Source organism: Pseudomonas sp. HMWF021, from assembly GCF_003061005.1.
In the GTDB taxonomy this organism is placed as follows: Bacteria; Pseudomonadota; Gammaproteobacteria; order Pseudomonadales; family Pseudomonadaceae; genus Aquipseudomonas.
Window position 1 is genome coordinate 16,767 of sequence record NZ_QAIK01000146.1, and the last position, 16,489, is coordinate 33,255.

The 16,489-nt window shown below is 62.1% G+C and carries 18 protein-coding genes and 1 pseudogene; 4 read left to right on the top strand and 15 right to left on the bottom strand.

Annotated elements, in window-relative coordinates:
- From pgaA to DBR18_RS20900, 8 genes are all read right to left on the bottom strand, one after another.
- The coding region (pgaA, locus tag DBR18_RS29615) for a poly-beta-1,6 N-acetyl-D-glucosamine export porin PgaA (RefSeq protein ID WP_256588829.1) at window positions 1-1,289 on the bottom strand (1,289 nt) is incomplete at its 3' end.
- Window positions 1,290-1,536: 247 nt separating this feature from the next.
- On the bottom strand, window positions 1,537-3,048 hold the full coding sequence (locus DBR18_RS20870) for a YdgA family protein (RefSeq protein WP_108591734.1): 1,512 nt from the start codon (window positions 3,046-3,048) through the stop codon (window positions 1,537-1,539).
- A gap of 246 nt (window positions 3,049-3,294) precedes the next feature.
- Window positions 3,295-3,930 (bottom strand): hypothetical protein, encoded by a 636-nt coding sequence (locus tag DBR18_RS20875; RefSeq protein WP_047290746.1) that lies wholly within the window; start codon window positions 3,928-3,930, stop codon window positions 3,295-3,297.
- A gap of 93 nt (window positions 3,931-4,023) precedes the next feature.
- Window positions 4,024-5,466: an efflux transporter outer membrane subunit gene (locus DBR18_RS20880; protein ID WP_108591735.1), complete on the bottom strand. Its 1,443-nt coding sequence runs from the start codon at window positions 5,464-5,466 to the stop codon at window positions 4,024-4,026.
- Window positions 5,463-6,365, bottom strand: coding sequence for an HlyD family secretion protein (locus DBR18_RS20885; RefSeq protein WP_108591736.1), 903 nt, complete (start codon window positions 6,363-6,365; stop codon window positions 5,463-5,465). The genes DBR18_RS20880 and DBR18_RS20885 overlap by 4 nt, the downstream gene beginning before the upstream one ends.
- Window positions 6,362-6,571 (bottom strand): DUF1656 domain-containing protein, encoded by a 210-nt coding sequence (locus DBR18_RS20890; RefSeq protein ID WP_007957657.1) that lies wholly within the window; start codon window positions 6,569-6,571, stop codon window positions 6,362-6,364. Before DBR18_RS20890 ends, DBR18_RS20885 begins: the two co-directional genes overlap by 4 nt.
- The gene (locus DBR18_RS20895) at window positions 6,568-8,631 is read right to left on the bottom strand and encodes an FUSC family protein (protein WP_108591737.1); all 2,064 of its coding nucleotides are present in this window, start codon (window positions 8,629-8,631) and stop codon (window positions 6,568-6,570) included. The genes DBR18_RS20890 and DBR18_RS20895 overlap by 4 nt, the downstream gene beginning before the upstream one ends.
- Window positions 8,628-9,056 carry a MarR family winged helix-turn-helix transcriptional regulator gene (locus tag DBR18_RS20900; protein ID WP_007961473.1) on the bottom strand — a complete coding sequence of 143 codons (429 nt, stop codon included), beginning with the start codon at window positions 9,054-9,056 and terminating at the stop codon, window positions 8,628-8,630. The genes DBR18_RS20895 and DBR18_RS20900 overlap by 4 nt, the downstream gene beginning before the upstream one ends.
- Window positions 9,057-9,257: 201 nt before the next feature.
- Between DBR18_RS20900 and DBR18_RS20905 the strand changes: the two genes are divergently transcribed.
- A complete protein-coding gene (locus tag DBR18_RS20905) occupies window positions 9,258-9,536 on the top strand; it encodes a CopG family ribbon-helix-helix protein (protein WP_108591738.1) in 279 nt (92 codons plus the stop codon).
- The gene (locus DBR18_RS20910; RefSeq protein WP_108591739.1) at window positions 9,533-9,814 is read left to right on the top strand and encodes a type II toxin-antitoxin system RelE/ParE family toxin; all 282 of its coding nucleotides are present in this window, start codon (window positions 9,533-9,535) and stop codon (window positions 9,812-9,814) included. Before DBR18_RS20905 ends, DBR18_RS20910 begins: the two co-directional genes overlap by 4 nt.
- 3 nt (window positions 9,815-9,817) lie before the next feature.
- Here DBR18_RS20910 and DBR18_RS20915 read toward each other — a convergent pair whose 3' ends face one another.
- Both DBR18_RS20915 and DBR18_RS20920 read right to left on the bottom strand, forming a co-directional pair.
- On the bottom strand, window positions 9,818-10,063 hold the full coding sequence (locus DBR18_RS20915) for a DUF2789 domain-containing protein (protein WP_108591740.1): 246 nt from the start codon (window positions 10,061-10,063) through the stop codon (window positions 9,818-9,820).
- Between the two features lie 127 nt (window positions 10,064-10,190).
- Window positions 10,191-10,652 carry an aminoacyl-tRNA deacylase gene (locus DBR18_RS20920; RefSeq protein ID WP_108591741.1) on the bottom strand — a complete coding sequence of 154 codons (462 nt, stop codon included), beginning with the start codon at window positions 10,650-10,652 and terminating at the stop codon, window positions 10,191-10,193.
- A 174-nt stretch (window positions 10,653-10,826) separates the two neighbouring features.
- Between DBR18_RS20920 and DBR18_RS20925 the strand changes: the two genes are divergently transcribed.
- Together DBR18_RS20925 and DBR18_RS20930 are read left to right on the top strand one after the other, a co-directional pair.
- On the top strand, window positions 10,827-11,357 hold the full coding sequence (locus tag DBR18_RS20925; RefSeq protein ID WP_256588826.1) for an NfeD family protein: 531 nt from the start codon (window positions 10,827-10,829) through the stop codon (window positions 11,355-11,357).
- A gap of 2 nt (window positions 11,358-11,359) precedes the next feature.
- Window positions 11,360-12,118, top strand: a complete 759-nt coding sequence (locus DBR18_RS20930) for a slipin family protein (protein WP_003220464.1) — start codon at window positions 11,360-11,362, stop codon at window positions 12,116-12,118.
- A gap of 80 nt (window positions 12,119-12,198) precedes the next feature.
- On the opposite strand, the gene DBR18_RS20935 is transcribed toward DBR18_RS20930, so the two are convergent.
- From DBR18_RS20935 to DBR18_RS29620, 5 genes and pseudogenes are all read right to left on the bottom strand, one after another.
- Window positions 12,199-13,143 (bottom strand): sulfotransferase family protein, encoded by a 945-nt coding sequence (locus DBR18_RS20935; RefSeq protein WP_108591743.1) that lies wholly within the window; start codon window positions 13,141-13,143, stop codon window positions 12,199-12,201.
- Window positions 13,131-13,916, bottom strand: coding sequence for an aspartyl/asparaginyl beta-hydroxylase domain-containing protein (locus tag DBR18_RS20940; protein ID WP_108591747.1), 786 nt, complete (start codon window positions 13,914-13,916; stop codon window positions 13,131-13,133). Before DBR18_RS20940 ends, DBR18_RS20935 begins: the two co-directional genes overlap by 13 nt.
- On the bottom strand, window positions 13,913-14,518 hold the full coding sequence (gene cysC, locus DBR18_RS20945; protein ID WP_108591744.1) for an adenylyl-sulfate kinase: 606 nt from the start codon (window positions 14,516-14,518) through the stop codon (window positions 13,913-13,915). The genes DBR18_RS20940 and cysC overlap by 4 nt, the downstream gene beginning before the upstream one ends.
- On the bottom strand, window positions 14,502-16,019 hold the full coding sequence (locus DBR18_RS20950) for a TolC family protein (protein ID WP_108591745.1): 1,518 nt from the start codon (window positions 16,017-16,019) through the stop codon (window positions 14,502-14,504). The genes cysC and DBR18_RS20950 overlap by 17 nt, the downstream gene beginning before the upstream one ends.
- Before the next feature lie 46 nt (window positions 16,020-16,065).
- Window positions 16,066-16,489, bottom strand: a pseudogene (locus tag DBR18_RS29620) (glycosyl hydrolase); the annotation flags it as partial.

The window sequence follows — 16,489 nt, forward strand, 5'->3', positions numbered from 1 at the left end:
GGCAAGTCGGAGCCGTAGGTGCCGGCCTGCGCCGCGAGCTGCTGGGCGTCCATCCATTCGTCGTTGGGGTTGCCGATGGGCAGGCCCTTGAGTTCGATCCGCGGCTTCTGGCTCTTGGCCAGATCCTCGGCGAGTTTGCGCGCCTCATCGGCGCGGTCGCTTTCCAGCAGCGAGTAATACAACGCGGTGGTGTCTTCGAGACGATCACCGGCATCGGCATCCGGTGCCGACAGCACCTGGCGATACAGATCGGTGGAGATTTCCGGCTGGCGCTGATCCAGGTAGGACGCCGCCACCCAGCGCAGGGCGTAGGTCGGAATTTTTACCCCTTGACCCTGCAGCTTTTGATATTCGCTGATGACCTCGGCAGTACGCGCCCGGGCCTTGAGCGCGCCCATGCGGTCGATGCGCCAGCGCACCACGTCGTCGTGAGCGCTGGCGTCGGGGGTCCAGGTGGCGAGCAGTTTGTCGTAATCGGCCAACGCGCGGTCGGCGATCACGTAGCGTTCTTTTTCACTGCGGGTGGCAAATTCGGCGAGACGCACACGCTCGGCAGCCAGATCGCCTTCGAGGCGGCGCAGGGTGACCGGGTCGATCAGCCCGGGACGTTGGTTCGCCAGACGCAATGCCGGTTCCGGCAGACGCGCCTTTTGCAGGGCGACCACATATTCACGGGCAACGTCCGGCTTGCTGCCGGCGCGAATGAACGCCTGATCGTATTCGAACAGTGCGTCGTACTGCTTGCCGGCACGGGTCAGGGCGTAGCCCAGTGCGAGGCGGCGCGAAGGGTCGTCCGGTTTGGCGGCGACCAGAGCCTTGGCACGGGTCACGGCTTCGTCGGGTTTGCCCGAGTCCGCCTGAGTCAGGGCCAGGCCCAGTTGCAGGTCGGCGTTGTCCGGCTCCAGTGCCAGGGCCTTGTTGTAGACCTGGGTCGCCTGATCCCAACGCTTGAGGTTGCGGTAGGCGCGGGCGGTGGCAGTCAGTGCCTGCACCGGCAGCACCCGGTCACGGCCCTGGGTTTCATAGACCTGCACCACCTCGGCGTCGAGACCGGCCCAACTGGCGATTTGCAGGTGATCGCTGATCTGCCCGGTGGTCGACTGCCCGGGCGGCACCTGGCGCAGCACGTTCAGTGCCGGCGTGGTCTGCCCGGCCCGGGCATCACGCACCATCTGATCATAGGGTGTATCGGCAAACGCCAGCGCCGGCCAGAGCAACTGGCTGCACAGCGCAACGCGAAACAACGGGCGTAAACCACGATGTAAAACAGGACCATCAATACGCGGCATTCGTCAGCATCCTTACATGGCCAGCCGGGTCGCAATGCCCCCCTTGCCCATTCGTAACGGAGACCGAGTCAAAGAGACCCAGCCAAGCTTAGTCAGGCAGTCTTGCATGCAAGCGTAGTCGAATATTCGGAACGCAATAATTGTTCAGAATCGTGGCGCCGGCTCAATGGAAAACCCGAACGCCAGACAGCAAAACGCCCGGCGTCCGCGAATCCAGAGGCCGGGCGTTGCTATTTAGAGCGCAGGATTACTGCACTTGCGTGACGCCAGCGAACTTGCTCATCAGGAAGCCGACGAACTGCTCAACGGTCATCTTCTGGCCGTTGAATTCCACCTGATTGGCAGCGTAATGCAGCTTGGTCACGACATTGGTGCCATCGAGAGTCGCCAACTGCGAACCAACCGCCATGCCGGAGAACATGTCGGCACCGGCGCTGGCCTGATCAACGATGGCTTTGGCGTCAGTCTGACCGTCGAGCTGCGCCTGCACGCTGAGCAGATCGATCAGCATCGGCTTGGACACCTGAATGTTCAGGTCCAGCAGCGCGATCAATTGCTTGCCCAGTTGATCCGGCGGCAGGTCCATCGACTGCGGTTTGGTCAGATCAATCACCAGACTCGCACGGCTTTCGCCGTTGGCGGTTTTCAGCGACAGGTTTTCCAGCGCGATCTGTGGGCTGGCGGCCAGCAGTTTCTGCAGGTCAGCCTTGACCTGTGCCGACTCGGCTTCCGTCAGGTTCAGCTCCGGCGCGGGCAGGCCGGCTTCGGCAGCGGCCGCCGCTTCCTTCTCGTACGGCTGCAATTTGGTCTGGTAGATCTGCATCAGCGACATTGTCGACGGGATGTCGAGGTTCTTCAGGCTCATGGCCATGTTGGCCGAACCGATTTTCTTGTCGTTGAGGGTGACCTCGCCGACCTTGTAGTCAGCGCGGCCCGAGGCATTGCTGCCGCTCTCTTCAGTGAGATTCTTCATTTCGAAGTTCTTCACGCCGAGCACCGACTGCTTGGGCCCGAAGGTGGTTTTGCTGTTGGTCAGCTCCAGGGTGTTTTCCCCGGTGTAGTAGCCATAGCTGCTCTTGGCGAGGTTGCTGGCCAGGGTCAGACCGTTGAGTTCGACCTGCACCGGCGCCTGGTCCTGGTCCTGGGCCACGGTGACCAGTTTCAGGTTGTCCATGTAGCCGTCAGCCTTGACCTTCTGCGCCTGGGCACTGGCGGAAATGTTCATGGTCAGGCCGGAGAATTTAAGGCTCGACTGCTCGTCCAGCGCGGTTTCCAGCGGCAGCAACTCGAGGCTGCTGGTGGTGGATTCGTCGTAGCCTATGTTGGTCACGCCCTTGAGCGGCGCGGCGCCCTTGGTGGCGGCAAACCACTTTTCGGTGGCCGGGCTCTTTTCCAGCTCGTAATTGCTGGTGGCCATGACCGGCAGCCACTTCAGCGACACCAGACGCGAGAACGGCAGCGGGCCGTGCTCGATGTGGTCGACGAACAGCAACTCGACCGGCTGGTCGCCGAACATCTCGCCCTCACCCTTGAGGCGGTAGTGCGCGGTGCTGGTGAAGGTGTGACGCTCCAGCGACACCAGTTCCAGCGACGCGGTGCCATTGGAGCCGGCCATCGCGGTCTGCAGCTCTTTGTTGGCATTGGTGACGGCGTTGTTCAGCACGCCTTCAATCTTGGTCCCGGTGTACCAGGCCCCGCCGGCGCTGATGGCGCCGATGGCAACAACAATTCCGAGAAGCACGCCTGCTGATTTATTCATGAATGACCTGATCAATGTCCGTGGCTGAAAGGTGGTCGTCTTCCCTGAACCCGTGACCGGGTTGCGGCTCGACTCCGCTGAAATTAGCGGTGGAGATTAGCACTGGCAGCACGAGGCGGCCCAATGTTTAAAGGTTAAAGAGTGTCTATGGACACGCGCAAAAGCAAAAAGATCGCAGCCTTCGGCAGCTCCTACAGGGAACGCATTCCTTTGTAGGAGCTGCCGAAGGCTGCGATCTTTTGCTTTTCAGGAATACTGGACCTCGATCTCATCCAACTGATGATCAAAGCTCTTCAACCGCGCCGTCCACGTATACACCAGCACTTCAAAATCCCGATCGATCACCGCCCCGCCCGGCCCATCCGCCCGGGGGTCGCAGAAATCCAGCTGATAACGCTCGCGGGCCATGGCCGTGGCGACATCCGACAGTTCGCGGGCATTGTTGAGCCAGTGCCAGCCTTCGTCGGCAATCTGCTTGTCGAGTTCCAGGCACTGTTTCTTGAGGGCTTCGAGACTTTTTTCCAGCGGCGTGCCGGTGAGTTCGCCCATGACTTCGGCGAAGGTGCGTCCCGGCTGCCAGTAGCTGCCCCAGAAGTAGCGATCGAACACGGTTTCGACCCGGCGCAGGGCGACTTTGGTGTCCCAGATCAGCACCAGGGTCTTGCCTTGTTCAAGTTGTCTTTTTTTGACGCGCTGCACCTGGACCGACGCCCAGGCCACCACCACGATTGCCATCACCGCGATCAACGCCGTGGCACTGTCGAGGAAGACCATGGCCTTGTCGATCTGGTGGGCCAGCATGATGCCGTAGAAATAGGTGGCCGAGAGCAGCACCAGCGCTACCAGGGCGCACCAGAAGCCGAGAGCGTAAGGGTTTTTCATTATTGGTTTCCCCTAGACCAGCGCTAGCAATGTGCGCTGAAAGGGCGCTTTGCTCGGGGCGCCCTTTCAACACTTCAAAGCATAGCAACGGCCTCAGGGTTTGCTGGCGGTTGGAGCGTGCGTTCGTCCGCTTTCCCAGCCGCCACCCAGGGCGAGGAACAAATCGATCTGGCTCATGGCGACCTGGGTGTTGGCGGCGGCCAGTTGCGCGGTGACGTCGGTGTAGGTGCGGGTCGCCTGCAGGTCGGCGAGGAACGACTCGCGGCCGGCCTGGAAGAAGCGGTGGGTCTGGTCCGCCGCCAGTTTCGCCGACTGCTCGGCATCGGCCAGGGCGTCGCGGCGTTGCAGCAGCGCGCTGTACTGGGCCAGGCCGGTCTGGGTTTCGCGGATGGCGTTGAGCACCACGCCATCGAAATGCGCCAGTGCGCCCTGTGTGTTGGCTTCAGCTTCGCGGATCCGTGCGCGGGCGCCGTTGGTCGGCACTTTCCAGCTCAGCGACGGGCCGAAGCCCCAGCGGTTGGTCGACGGATCGCCAAGGTCGGAAACGATGCCGACGGTGCCGATGGTCGCACCAATGCTGATGTCCGGGTACAACTCGCCCGTGGCAATGCCGATCCCCGCTGTCGCGGCCGCCAGACGACGCTCGGCCTGCCGCACATCGGGACGGCGCTTGAGCAGCGCCGCACCGTCGCCCACTGGCACCAGTTGGGCGATTTTCGGCAGTTCGGCGCAGGTGGCGGTGCCGGCCGGCAATTGCTCGACCGGTTTCGCCAGCAGCATCGACAGGCGGAACAGCCCGGCCTGACGCGCCGCTTCGTAGCGCGGCATGTCGGCGCGCAACGACTTGAATTGGGTTTGCGAACGGGTGACCTGGGTTTCATCGCCACGCCCGGCATCGCGCAGGCGCTGGATCAGGGTGGTGCCTTGCGATTGCAGGTCGAGGGAGTGCTGGGCGATTTCCCGTTCTTCGTTCGCCGCACACACCTGGGTGTAGGCGCGCACCACGTCCGCCACCAGGGTGATGCGCGCGGTGTCGGCGGCTGCTTGCGTGGCATCGGCGTTGGCTTTCGCCGCTTCGATCCCGCGTTGCAACGTGCCCCACAGATCGAACTGGTAAGACGCGCTGATACCGATGTCAGCGACGTTGGCCACCGGGACTTTTTCCGGCAGCAAAAACGCCTGACCGGATTCCTGCAAGCGCTGGGCGCCCATCTTCACGCCGCCGCTCCAGCCACCGGCCGCTTCGGCTTCATCGACCTGGGCGCGCGCCCGCGACAGGTTGGCCGCCGCCACGCGCAAGTCGGTGTTGGAGGCCATGGCCTGCTGCACCAGTTGGTCCAGACGCGGGTCCTTATACAGCCGCCACCAGTCCGCCGGCACCGGCGCCGACACCACCGGTTTGCCGTCCACCGCCAACTCGCCCTGAAAATCCTTGCGCTGCACCGCTGCGTCAGCGGGCAGGTGATAGTCCGGCCCGACCATCTGACACGCCGAGAGCATCATGCCCAGCCCGGCGATCATCAGGAGCCTGTTCATTGCGCGGGCTCCTGTTTGCGGTCGTCGCGGGGCTGATCGTCGATAATCGACACGGTCGCGGTCCGCCCGGCGATCATGCGGAAATCTTCCGGCACCTCGTCAAAGGCGATGCGCACCGGAATCCGCTGCGCCAGGCGCACCCAGCTGAACGCCGGGTTGACGTTGGGCAGCAGGTTGTTGCCGCTGGTGCGGTCACGGTCTTCGATACCGGCGACGATGCTTTCGACATGCCCGCGCAGCCTGGCTTTATCACCGATGACGCGGATATCCACCGACTGGCCGACATGAATGCCGTCGAGTTTGGTTTCTTCGAAATAACCGTCGATGTGGAAAGAATTGCTGTCGACTACCGACAGCACCGGACGCCCGGCGGTAACGAACTCCTGCACCCGCGGCGCACGGTCGTTGACGTAGCCGTCCACCGGGCTGCGGATCACCGAGCGATCAAGATTGAGCTGCGCGCTGTCCACCGTCACCAGCGCTTCGGCCAGGGCCGATTGCGCCCGGGCGACTTTCGACTGGCTTTCTTCCAGTTGTTCGGCCGGCACTAGGTTGCCCAGGCCACGGTTACGCTTGGCTTCGCGCTGGGCTTGAGCCAGTGTTTCCTCGCGATCGGCAACCGCCGCTTTAGCCTGACGCAGGGCCAGTTTGAAGCGGTCCTGATCGATGCTGAACAGCACCTGACCGCGCTTGATCAACTGGTTGTCCTTGACCTCGACCTGCTGGATCAGCCCGGACACGTCCGGAGCGATCTGGATGATGTCGGCGCGGATGTGGCCGTCGCGGGTCCACGGCGCAAACATGTAATACATCACCATGCGCCAGACGAGGACGACGGCAAAAGTCACGATCAGCAGGGTCAGGACCACGCGACCGATGGTCAGAAACGGTTTTTTCATGTCATCAGGTATCGACTGAGTGAGTCCACGCCGTACAGCATCACGGCGTAGAGGGCCACGTTGAACAATGCCCGGTGCCAGACCAGACGGTAAAAGTGCAGGCGCGTGAGCACGCCGTGCACCAGCACAAACAACACATAGGTGATGCCCATCAACACCAGCAGGGTCGGCAGGAAAATGCCGCTGATATCCAGATCACCGATCATAGGGGCGCTCCATCGGGCAGCGGTTCTTCGGCATCGCCCGTGCTGACAAATTCCACGCCGGGCAACAGCGCCAGACGCAAACCGCTCAGGGCATGCAACAGGTTTAGCCGGGTTTCTTCGTCGCCGTGACCTTTGAGGGCGCGGCGCGCACGGTCCATGGTCATCAGTAGCGGGCTCGGTGCCGGCAGGCGTTCGCCGGCCTTGAGGCAAGCGCGGAAATACTCGCCGACCTCAGCCACTACTTGTTGCAGCAGGGCATTCGGCGCGCCTTCCACTCGCGGGGTATAGGCCAGCAGATCGAGCAGGTTGAGGCCGACGCGCACTTCACGCATGGCAATGCCGGTGTCCTGACCGGTCATGGCCAGACGCGGCAGATGCTGCATCAGACGGTCGAGCAGTTGCACGCCCAGTTGCCGGTGCTCGGCGAGGTTGGCCGGCTCGGTCATGTGCACGATGTCTTTCCAGCTGAAGCGGGTCAGGCGCTTGGCCGCCAGCTCGACACCAAACGGACGGGCGATCAGGGTCCAGATGAACGCGAACAGCAAGCCCATCGGGCCGGCCAGATTGGAGTTCACAAAGGCGAAGAAGTCCGCGTCGTAGGCGCCCTGAATGCTGATGAACGACGAGGTGTTGACCAGCGTCAGGAGCATGCCGAGGTAGAACCGCGGCTGTACCGTCAGGGTGCCGACGCAGATGAACGGAATCGCAAAGGCCAGCACCAGCATCGGAAAATCGTGCAGGTTCGGCAAAATCAGAAACAGGTAGAGACTGGCGAACAGCACCGACATTCCGGTCCAGAAAAAGAACCGGTAGATCTGCGGCGCCGGATCGTCCATCGAGGCGAAGAAACTGCACGCTACCGCCGCCAGAATCACCGCGCTGCCGCCGTCCGGCCAGCCGAGCAGAATCCACAACACCGAGGCGACGATGATCGCCAGAATGGTCGAGGCCACCGAATACAGCATCATCCCGCGGTCGAGAAACGGCGTCAGCCGCCCAAGGCGCCAGTGCCGGTACACAGCGCGCCAGCTGTCCTGACGCTCGCAGAGAATCGCGTCCTGCAGGCTGCGGCAGTCCTGCCACAAATCGATGAACTCACCGAGGCGATAAACCGAGTTGGAGAACAGCAACTGCTTGCGATCTTCCAGCGCCTCGCAGCTCGGCTGCAGGGCCTGGAGCTGATCCTTGAGGGCCTGCCAACGCGCCAGATCGGCGTCGTTATGGCCGAGCCACTCCTGGGTCGCGGTCAGCAGCGGCGCGAATTTCTCCACCAGCTCCGGCGTACGCCGTTCGAGGGCATAGAGCGAGTCTTCCAGCGCGTCGATCACCGGCAGCAGGTGGATCATCCGCCCGCGCAGTTCCTTGGTGTTGCGCACGGTTTGCGGCCGGGCGCCTTCGTGGGGCAACTGGCCGATCATCAATTCCAGGCTGTTGAAACTGGCGACCATGGCCATGCGCAGGGCCGTGACCTCTTCTGGCTGCACATCGCGGCTGAGAAATTTCAGGCTGTAGGTCGTGGCATCGGCGAACCACTTGCCCACCGCATCGTTGAATACTGGCGCCAGACGCCGTGGCCAGAACATCGCGCCGACCACCGCCGCCACGGCGATGCCGAGAAAAATTTCTTCGGTGCGCGCTTCCGCCACGTCCCATACCGCCAGCGGGTTGTCCACGGTCGGCAAGGCAATCAGCGGCAGGGTGTAGCCGGCCAGCATCAGCGCGTAGTTATTGGCGGTGCGCAGGTGCAGCGAGAGGAACAGCAGAATCCCTGTCCACAAGGCAATCACCACCACCAGCACATACGGACTCTGCACGAACATCGGCACGAACAGCACCGCCGCCGCCGCGCCGAGGAAGGTGCCGATGGCGCGGTACAAAGCCTTGGAACTGGTCGGGCCGAGAAACGGACTGGAGACGATATACACCGTGGCCATCGCCCAATACGGACGCGGCATTTGCATGAGCAAGGCGATGTACAGCGCGATCATCGACGCTGCAAAGGTACGGCCCCCGTAGAACCAGTCCCGGGCCGGAGGAATGCCGGAGAAAAAACCGTTCAAGAATTGATCACCACAGGCGGATTGGCCGCCTCAAAAGCTCGCAGTACCCGAAGCGTAGCCTCCAGATCACTCTGGTCGATGCCTTCGAGCACTTCATGACGCAGACGCACCAGTTCGATCTCCACCGCTTGCACCAGTTCACGGCCGGTGTCGGTCAGGCTCAGGCACTTGGCCCGACGATCCTGCGCATCTTCGGTGCGGCAGACGTAGCCGGCGTGGCACAACTGATCAAGCAGACGTACCAGCGACGGACTCTCCATCCCGGCCGCCTGCGCCACTTGCACCTGACGCACGCCCTCGCCCAACCGCCCGATCATCAACAACGGCACGGCGCAGGCTTCGGAGATGCCGTAGTTGACCAGCGTGGTCTGGCAGATCTTCCGCCAATGCCTGGCGGCCACCACCATGGCACTGCTGATGTTCATCTGGAGAGCGTCGAGGGAATCGGGCACGGGAAAATGCACACTGTTAGTTTGCTAACTATCAATATCGCATTGACGGGGAATTTCAGTCAAGTTTTGAAACAAATCTGCCCGTTGGTCGCGCCGAGCATCACTCGGTTCCTAATCAGGGAATTACGATGTATATACCGCGTAAGTACATCACCTTTAAGAAGGAGCATTGCAATGTCAAAACAGGCGGTTTTTACGATGAAGCTTGAGCCCGAGCTGCGTGAGCAGTTCATGGCCGAAGCCGAGGCCTCGCATCGTCCTGCCTCACAGATCGTGCGCGAAATGATGCGGCAGTTTGTTCAGACTCAAAGGGAAGCGCGCGAGTACGAGATGTTTTTGCAGCGAAAGGTCGAGCTTGCGCGAGCCTCAATAGCCGCCGGCGAGGTTTTTTCCGACGAGGAAGTTGAAGCACAATTCGCCGCCAGGCGCAGGCGGGCAGACAATCAAGGATGAAGATTATCTGGACTAAAAATGCCGTACAGGATCGTGAAAAAATCTGGGATTACCTCCACACCGTAAACCCAAAAGCAGCCCTCGAAATGGATCGCCGCTTCACTGAAGCGGTATCCCGAATCTCCCACCACCCCGAAGTTGGCCCTGTCGGCGTTATTGCTGGTACTCGAGAGATTATTCCGCACCCCAGCTATCGTCTCGTTTACCAACTGGATCGAGAGGTGGTCTGGATCATGGCGATTGTTCATACCGCCCAGATGTGGCCTTTCCCAAAATAGCGGTCATCCTTCCCGCCCCTTGCGCAACAGCACATTCAACTGATCCACCACTTCCGCCCAATCCGCATCATCAAGAATCTCGCCGCGCAAGAAATCCGCCTGACTTTTGCTCCAGAAAAACGCGTCCGCCAGGTGCAGTTCGGGTTTGAGCGGGGAATGGGTGGCGATGAATTGGTCGATGCTGGTCGGGTCGCTGTCCAGTCCCAGTTGTTTGAACAGGGACGGGAGACTGTGGGTGGGCTGTTCCATGGAGTACTCCTTCAAGAATGCGGTGGGTAGGAGATTATTCGCGAGCAGGCTCGCTCCCACAGGGGAACGCGTTCAACCTGTGGAAGCGAGCCTGCTCGCGAAGGCGTCGGCAAGAGCGCTGCAAATCCTACTGACTCAACTCCCGCACCTGCGCATGCGGCACCATTTTCAGAAACTCGGGCATGCTCATGTGCAGCAGGTAGTTGTGGTTGCCGGCTTCCAGGTAGATATCCTTCTGCCGGGTCAGCAGCGGATCGATGACCATGTCCAGCCCGTAGGAATCACCCAGCGGTGGCACCGCACCGCGTTCGCAGTCATCGAAGATATGCGCCAGATTGCTTTCCCGGGTGATCTGCCATTCGCCGCTGTTGCGCACCTTGCTCAAGTCCAGGTGCCGACTGGCCGGCAGCACGGCCATCAGGTAATGCCCGTGGTGGTCGTCGAGAATCACCGACTTGGCTACGCGCTCGGCGGGCACCCCGCTAACCCGAGCGGTTTCCAGGCTGCTGGCCGAGTGGCGGTGGGCCACGACGTCATATTCGCAGTGCGCCCGGCTCAGGCTGCTCTGCACTTTTTTTGCCATACGCATGCTGCACCTCGGTGTCTCGCGGAACGTTGTGCCTGTTCTGCTGAGTCTAGTTCGGCAAGCCGCTGGCGAAGGGAAATCCGCTCACTGGACACATCCGCTCATTGATCAAAATTCATCCAGCGTCAGGCTCAACTAGACTTAATGAACCCACCCATGACTCTCCCGGAGGGTCACGTGAACAGCCGATGTTGTTTGTTTTTCCTGATACTGCTGGCCAGCGGCTCGGTCCTTGCGGCTGACGTCCCGCTGACGGCGGTCAATCCGGTCGGCCTGTGGCTGATCACCCTCGGCATTGCGTTTCTGATCGCCGAAGCCGTGCTGCCCAACTACGGCGTGATCGGCCTGGGCGGGATCATCATGTTCGTGATCGGCGCGCTGATTCTGGGCAACGCCGAGTTGCCCGTGCCGATGATCATCGGCCTTGGCCTGATCAGCGCCCTGCTGCTGATCGCGCTGATCGTCCGCGCCCTGAAAACCCGCCCCCGCCATGCGGTCAGCGGCGATGCCGGGCTGGTCGGCAGCGTGACGGCGGTGACCACCGTGCAAGCGCAAAACGCCCACAGCGGCTTTGTGCAATTGCAGGGTGAACAGTGGCAAGTGCACAGCGCGACACCGCTGCACACCGGGCAATCGGTACGCGTGGTCGGGCGAAATGGCTTATTGCTGAAAGTCGCCGCGACTGACGCGGTGCGACACGGAGAGTGATCATGGGTCTGCAAATCGGTTTTGTTGCACTGCTGCTGTTGGTGATCGCCCTGGCCGGGTCGACGTTCCGCATCCTGCGTGAATACGAGCGCGGCGTGGTGTTTCAGCTCGGACGCTTCTGGCAGGTCAAGGGGCCGGGGCTGATTCTGCTGATTCCGGTGGTGCAGCAGATGGTTCGGGTCGATCTGCGCACCGTGGTGCTCGACGTGCCGCCGCAGGACGTGATCACCCGCGACAACGTTTCGGTGAAGGTCAACGCGGTGCTGTACTTCCGCGTGCTCGACCCACAGAAGGCGATCATTCAGGTCGAAGACTTTCTCTCGGCCACCAGCCAACTGGCGCAGACCACCCTGCGCGCGGTGCTCGGCAAACATGAGCTGGATGAACTGCTGGCCGAGCGCGAGCAATTGAACATCGACATCCAGCAGGTACTCGACGCGCAGACCGACGCCTGGGGCATCAAGGTGGCCAACGTCGAGATCAAGCACGTCGACCTCAACGAGTCGATGGTGCGCGCCATTGCCAAACAGGCCGAAGCCGAACGGGAACGGCGGGCCAAGGTGATTCACGCCGAAGGCGAATTGCAGGCTTCGGAAAAACTCATGCAGGCCGCCGAAATGCTCGGCCGTCAGCCCGGTGCCATGCAGTTGCGCTACATGCAGACCCTGAGTTCGATTGCCGGCGACAAGAGCTCGACGATCGTCTTTCCGTTGCCCATCGAGTTGCTCAAGGGGATGGCGGATCTGTCGGGAAAATCCTGACAGCGAAAGATCGCAGCCTGCGGCAGCTCCTACAGGGTTTACGCATAACCGATGTAGGAGCTGCCGAAGGCTGCGATCTTTCAAGCGTTGCGCAGCAACTCAAGATTCATAAAGGCATCCTGGGCACATTGCCGAACCCGTTCGCGCAACCACGGCGAAGCCTCGCGACGCTTGTCTTCGCCATCGGCGACAAAACGCTGGGACGGCTGCTTGGCGTGCTGCACCGTCGCCGCCAACACCTGCTGACATTGCTCGACATTCAAGCGAAAAAACTTCGCCAATCGTCCGGCCATGGCCTCGGGCAACTCGCTGTAGTTCACCAGCCGTCCATCACCCTTACGGCAATGCAGATAAGCCGACGCCAGCAACCGCCCCAGACGTCGTGCGATGAAATCTTCGCTTCCGGTAAACGGCAAACCATCGTCGAGCACACAATTACCAAGCATCCCCGACACCATGTGCATCCCCGGACGGCGCACGTGCGACACGGCGATTTCCAGTGGATCGCGATACACGAACAGCCACGGCGTATCGGGAAAGCATGCCTGCAACAGCGGCCATTCGCCGATGTTCCAGGCATCGAGCTTGATCACCAGCCGCTGCTCGATACCGCGTCGACGTTGACCGTAGGCCGAGAGTAATCCACTGATCGCTGCCCGCCGCTCGGCTTCGGGCAGCTCACCTCGCAAAAGCGCATCAAGCGGCGGTGGCTCCGAGACCACGATGTGGTCGTCGAGCCGCGCCAGCATCTGGCTGATCAATGTCGAACCGCAACGCGAGGCGTGCAGGATAAAGGCACTCGGGGTCAACCCCGGACTTTGCGCTTGCCACTCGGTCAGCACCGACAGCGGTGTCTGCCGGCGAAACGCCTGATTGAACGGTAACCGCAGCGCCTCTTCGACAGCATCACGAAAAAAAGGCTGATGCAGTGGCGTGTCACCAAACCAGCACCAGTCGACTTGCCACTGCCCCGCCAGCGGCCAGATCCGGATCGGCAGCCAGCCGTCGAAGTTCAGCCTTTCCATTGTTCGTTCCATTGCCGACGACCGTTGCGCATCGCGGCGCGCAGTTCTTCGCGGGAGAATGGCAAGCCGTGTTCGGCGGCCAGCTCCAGAGTGCGCTCGATAAATATTTCGGGGTCCGTCATGTGCTGCAGAGTCGCCGCCAACGCTGCATCACCTGCAACCCGTCGCTGGAATTGCTGTAACGCCGAGTCGGCCGGTTGCGTTGCAGGAGTGTCGCGCAAACCTTCGGCAATCTTCTGCGTGAGCCAGGCCCCGGGCCGGCAATCGAGCACCAGATGAATCCGCGCGCAGGTATCGAAGTTATCCACCCGATGCGCACGAGCAAGATCGAGAAACCAGCACTCCCCCGCCGCCATCGGCACGCGTTGACCATCGAGCCAGAAATCCACAGCAGGTGGGCTGAGCAACGGAATATGCAGGCGCAGATCGGCATCCGGCCCATCCAGGTCGTAATCACGATGCTCATGAATTCGCCCGCCCGGCCCCAGACGCAACAGGCGCGCACTGACGATATCCAGCGTCAGATCGCGCAGCCCCAACCGCCAGCGTTCATCGTGCAGCCAGGGTGTGCGCTTTAGCGTTTCGCCGCGCCCGGGCGATAACTCGGTCAGCGCATCGGCGGCCGAAATCAGTGCCACGCCGCTCCAGTCGCCGGTGAAGTAATCCGTGTTGAAGTGGCCGCGCCATGCCTCTTCGGCAATCGCCTGCAGCGCCTGCAACAGCAGCGGCAAATCCACCGCCACCGGCAGACGTGAACAGACCGGGCGGCTCATGCCTTGGGCAACACCGCGCATTCGCCAAGCCAGGTCAGCAGCCGATCCAGACAGGCATCCACTGTGTGCATGCCGGTGTCGAGCACCAGTGAAGCCTGCACAGGTGGCTCATAGGGTGCCGAAACCCCGGTGAAACCGGCCATTTCGCCACGCCGTGCGCGGGCGTAATGCCCCTTCGGATCACGCTGTTCGCACACCGCCAGCGATGCGCTGCACCAGACTTCGCGATAGTCATCACCCAAACGCTGGGCGAACACTTCGCGCAGCTCCAGCAACGGCGCGATCATCGCCAGAATCACGACCTGCCCGTTCTCCACCAGCAGCGCTGCCAGCTCGCTGGCACGGCGGATGTTCTCCAGGCGATCGGCGTCGCTGAACCCCAGATCGCGGTTGAGTCCGCCCCGTAAACCGTCGCCATCGAGGACCACGCTCTGCACGCCACGGGCGAACAACTCGGCGTGCAGCGCCTGAGCCAGCGTCGATTTGCCCGCCGCCGGCAGACCGGTGAGCAGAATCGCCGTACCGCGATGGCCGTTGCGGGCCTCGCGTTGCAAGCGGCTGATGCTGGCGACGGGCGCCAGCAGATTATCGGGCAGCGGCATGCGCCACCACGGGCACAGAGATATCCCCCGACGCCCACGCGGACTCGCGGTTGGCCAACGCCGTGGCGATCGACTGCACTTCGGTGGATTGCACCTGATCCGGCAGCGGATCGAGGCCGGCACTGGCGAAGATTTGCCCGTAGGCGTTGCGCAGATCGGCATACGACAAGTCACGGCGCAGGTCCGCTTGCAGGTTGTTCAGCTCGCCCTGAATCAGTTCAAGTTCACCGATACCGGCGGCCTGATGCCGATTGCGCAACTGGCCGACGATCTGCCCGTCGATGTCCGACAACTGCTGATTGGTCTTGAACTGGCGCAGCGCTTCCTGATAGTTGGCGTTGGCCACATACAGCTGCGCCAGCACCGCGATCGACATCGCCTGACGCCGGGCGGTAGCGACTTCCTCACCCGCCTTGGCGACGTCGATGGCCGCCGGTGCGGAAATCACGTTGAACAGGTTCCAGGTGACTTTCACCCCGTAGTCGGCCCAGCCCTGTTCGACGAGGAACGAGTTGCTGTCGTAATGCCCGCCGGCGGAGAACTCCAGGCCCGGCAACAGGCGCAACATCGCCTTGCGGGTTTCGGCGGCACTGATGCGGCTCTGGTAATCCTGCTCGCGCAGTTCTGGGCGGCTGGTCAACGCTTCCTGCTCGAGTTTGGCCATGGCGACCTTGAGTTCGGGAATCTGATAACCGTCATCGGTCGCCAGCGTCAGGTTGGTGCCCAGCGGCAGGTTGATCAGTGTCGCCAATTCGGTTTTCGCCAGCGACAAGGCGCGGCGCTGTTCTTCCAGTTGTCGCGTGGCTTCGATCAGCGAGCGCTGGTAACCAAGTGCCTGCACCGGGTCGCCGATGCGCTGATCGCTCAGGCTCTGGCTGTCACGCCGGGCGGTGTCGACCCGCGCCATCAGGCTGTCGATCTGCTTGAGCAGACGTTCGGCAGCCATCGCGCGCCAATAGGCCGAGCGTACGTCCTGCACGATGGTGTTGATCACCTTGCGCCGGCGTTCCTGCACGATCAGGCGCTGGTCGCCCTGCTGCTTGGCACTGATGTAGCTGACGCCGAAGTCGAGGACGTTCCAGACCATGGTCAGGTCGGCGACATCACGGTCGCGGTCCTGCGAGGTCGAGGGTTCCAGAGACTGGGTGCCGGTGCGCACGCTCTGGCTGCTGGAGGCGTTGACGTTGTTGCGCCCGACGTAACCGGCGTCCAGCGCCATGCGCGGCAGCATGTCGAAACTGGCGAGGTCGAGCTGCCGCTTGGCCAGCGCTTCCTCCATGATCTTCAGGCGGCCTTCGAGGTTGTATTTCACCGCGCGGGCCATGGCCTGATGCAGGGTCAGCGGGCCACGCAGCGGCTCCTGATCCTTGTACATGCTCTGCAGGTCGGTTTTGGCCCGCTGTTCACTGACGCTGCGTTCGATCGGTTCACTGGTCACTGCACATCCGCTGACCGCCAGCGCCAGCAGGCTGGCGCCGAACAACTTCTGACTTTTCTTCATCCCTGGATCGCCCCTAGGTGCCGCACCATGTTGAGTAGTTGTGTGTTCAGGCCTGCATTTCGCTGATGCCGACCTGGCGCAATGCCGCTGCCAGGTCTTCGACCCGGTGCTGCTCGCTGTCCTTGAGTTGCTGCAATTGCTGCCCGAGGGTCGGCGCGCCAAATACCCCGCGCAGCCCCTGGGAAATGTCACCGCCCTTGAGCGAGTGACTGCCGAAAGCGTTCAGCGCCTCCCACTCGGCGCCGCCGTTCTGGTGGAACAGGCTCGACAGCGTACTGCTGGCGAAGACTCCGCCGTCACCGCCACCGAAACCGAGGAAGCCGTGCCCGCTGCCGTCACCGCTTCCATCGCTGCTGCTGAACACCTGGGCGATGAAGCTCGGGCTCAAAGCACCGTGATTGATGAAAATGTCCCCCAGCGGCCGAATGCCGTCGCCCAGTACACGCTGCTCGAACAGCGGCGGGAAGGTC